Genomic DNA, 2,941 nt, shown 5'->3' on the forward strand with positions numbered 1-2,941 from the left:
GAAATGATCGGAAGCGGTAGAGGATTTATCAACAGCGAAACTGTCCTTTTTATATCCAGGCTCGCTACTAAAAAAATCGTCGCTAAGTAAGATATGATCGAGCACCGCGCCACTTTCATGAGACTCACAAGAGCTAAAATGTTTTAACTGTGAGCAGGGATGCAGCGCCCACAAATCACTAAATCCATCGCGCTCGATAAGCTCGTTTAATAAAGAATTTTGCCCAAAATTCGTATTAAAATCTCCCGCTACGATAGCGCGTTGGTGCCCTTTCAAAACCTCGCGTAAAAAGGCGAAATTGCGCTTGCGCTCGCTAAGCGGATTGCGTGCAGAGAGCATATGCACGACATAAAAGCTAAAATCAGCGCCGCCAAGCGCAAAATCAGCGCGCAAAATATCTCGTGTTTTAAGCTCTGTCGGGCGGTAGGTTTTTTGAAATTTTATCGGTATGCGCGACATCACCGCCACGCCCGCAGGTGCAGTCTGCGCGCGCGAAAAAGCGTAGAATTTATAGCCCGCCTTCTGCGCAAGCGCTTTTAGCACGGCTTCGTTTTCGATCTCTTGCAGCCCCAAAATATCGGCGTTAAGCGCGTTTATCTCGTCCGCTACCTTTTGCAGCTTGCGCTCGTATTTTTGCTCGCTCCAACCGCCGCGCCCGATCTCAAAGTCCGAGTACTCCGTGCCGTCGTTTACGCCGTCGAATAAATTTTGCACGTTAAACGATGCGATTTTCAGCTCCGCCGCGTTCGCGCCGCAGAAAAACGCCGCAAAAAGTAGCGCTAAAACTCGCAAACCGCGCTCCTAAAGTCGAATTTATCGATATTTTGGCGGATCGCTTCGTAGGTTACGATGCCCACGCTGGTGGCTAAATTTAAACTGCGCCCCGCCCCGCTCATCGGGATCGTGATGCAGTTTTCGCGGTTTGTGCGCATGATCTCAAGCGGCAGCCCGTGCCCCTCCGAGCCGAAAATCAAAAAATCGCCCGGCTGAAATTTCGCCTCGTAGTAGAGCTTGTTCGTCTTCGTCGTCGCAAAAAAGAAGCGCTGCTTAAATTTCTCGTTCGCCGCCATAAACTCGTTCCAATTTTCCCAAATTTTAAGATCTAAGTTCGCCCAGTAATCGAGCCCCGCGCGGCGCAGATGCTTATCGTCGATGACAAATCCCAGCGGCTTGATCAGATGCAAGCGGCACCCCGCATTGACGCACATACGCCCGATGGAGCCCGTGTTTGTGTGGATCTGCGGATATACTAACACGATATTAAACATCAAAAACCGCCGATTTTGCACGAGCACAATTTTGCGATTTAAAATTCCGCAAAGCGAGATTTTGAGATTTAGAATTTTGCAAAGCCAAATTACGCGGCTTGGAATTTTGCGCGGTAAAGCCTTGCAAATTTAAATGGGCAAAATTCCATAATTTGAAATTCTGTGAAATAAAATTTAGGTCCGTGATTTTGCGACGCTGCAGTACGCCAGATATCTCCTTGCAGCGATACAGCTCTTGCATTTTTTTGTGGTGCGGCGAGGCAACTGCTCCCATAGCACAGGACGCGCAATACGGCTCGCTAAATTTTGCTTTAATACATTTAATACGACGCAGGATGTGAGATTTTGTGCCAAGATGTCCTAATCCGCAAAATTTCATCTCGCTGTAATGCGAGCCGTGAAATTCCGTCTCGCTGCTGCACGGCTCGTATAATTTCTCGCCGCAGCGATGTGATCTGCGAAATTCGCGCGATCCATAAAACTTCGCCTCGTGGGCTTTTTCGGTATGGCAGCACGACGGATGAAATTTTAATAGGTAAAATTCCGCGTCATAAAATTCTACCGAGCTAAGCTTTTTGCTATGAAATCTTACGCCGCAAAAATTTAAATTTCGCTCACCGCAAAAGATAAAATCTTGCGCAGCAAAAATCATGAGATTTCGCCTGCGATCAAAGCAAAAAGCGCATTTTTGCAAAGACGCAGCATTCTTGCAAAACGCGTAAATTTCGTCGCGACGATAGAATTTTTTCATAAAACTAGCTCCTAAATAAAACGGCGATTTTACAAAAATCTCTCTAAATTTACGCTTTTAAAGCCGCTACGAACGCCCTAATCTCCGCTTCTTGCAGCCTCTCAATCTCCTTGCCGATCGCAGCGCCGCGCAGATTGCGAGCGACATCCGCGGCGCAAACCAAGCTTTTAAATTTCTTATCCCAAATCCCAAGCCGCTTTGATGCTTGCACCCTACCTTTACAATATAGCCCGAGCCACTGCTTAAGCGGCATTTTTAGAGCGATTTTACATAGTCGCTCGTCGCTTACCCGCTTAAAAAACGGCTCGCTAAGTAGCCTTTTATAAAGAGAATTTAGCCCTAAATTCTTTAAAATTTTATCTTTATCTAATCCTAAAAAATTCAAAAACGCATATAAAAAAAACATTTCATTTCTCACGAAAGATTCGCCGTGCTCTATGAATTGCATCAGTCGCTCGTGCGTGCGCGGATCAATCCGCAATCCAAAAACCCGCTCATAAAGCCCCAGCTCTTGCATTAGCATCATCCCATATCGGTGCATGGGTGCACGGAAAAATTTAATCAGCTCTGCTTTAACGCGTTCGCAACTAAGATCGCTAGCGTCGATACTACGCATGAGCTCTAAGGTGCGCGGCTCGGCGCAAAGCTCAAATCTCGCGGCAAACTGCACCGCGCGATATACGCGCAAACTATCCTCCACGAAAGTGTGCGGATCAACCACTCGCAAAATACGTGCGCGCAGATCCGCAAGCCCGCCGTAAAAATCGAGCACTTTGCCGCTTATAGCGTCTATCATCATCGCATTGATCGTAAAATCGCGCCGCCTGCTAGCCTCATGTTCGTCCGTAGCCAAAGCGACGCTAAAGCCCTTGTGCCCGACGCCCGTCTTGCTCTCGGTGCGCGGCAGCGAGATGTCAAAGCT

4 protein-coding genes are annotated in these 2,941 nt (G+C 47.6%); all 4 read right to left on the minus strand.

The annotated features are described in order from the left end of the window. The coding region (locus Q0236_RS04185) for an endonuclease/exonuclease/phosphatase family protein (RefSeq protein WP_297915424.1) at nt 1-792 on the minus strand (792 nt) is incomplete at its 3' end. Beyond that, nucleotides 780-1,268 (minus strand): tRNA (cytidine(34)-2'-O)-methyltransferase, encoded by a 489-nt coding sequence (locus Q0236_RS04190; protein ID WP_297915430.1) that lies wholly within the window; start codon nt 1,266-1,268, stop codon nt 780-782. The genes Q0236_RS04185 and Q0236_RS04190, both read right to left, overlap by 13 nt. Continuing rightward, entirely contained in the window at nt 1,261-2,019 is a 759-nt protein-coding gene (locus Q0236_RS04195; RefSeq protein WP_297915426.1) for a hypothetical protein, read from the minus strand. The genes Q0236_RS04190 and Q0236_RS04195 overlap by 8 nt, the downstream gene beginning before the upstream one ends. 49 nt (nt 2,020-2,068) lie before the next feature. Beyond that, the coding region (locus Q0236_RS04200) for a CCA tRNA nucleotidyltransferase (protein ID WP_297915428.1) at nt 2,069-2,941 on the minus strand (873 nt) is incomplete at its 5' end.

Origin of the sequence: uncultured Campylobacter sp., assembly GCF_938031315.1 — a bacterium.
Classification (GTDB): Bacteria; Campylobacterota; Campylobacteria; order Campylobacterales; family Campylobacteraceae; genus Campylobacter_B.

What these genes read in the sequence shown, in the direction of transcription:
- Q0236_RS04195 (WP_297915426.1), bottom strand. Translation starts at nt 2,019, where the DNA reads ATGAAAAAATTCTATCGTCGCGACGAAATTTACGCGTTTTGCAAGAAT.
- Q0236_RS04190 (WP_297915430.1), bottom strand. Translation starts at nt 1,268, where the DNA reads ATGTTTAATATCGTGTTAGTATATCCGCAGATCCACACAAACACGGGC.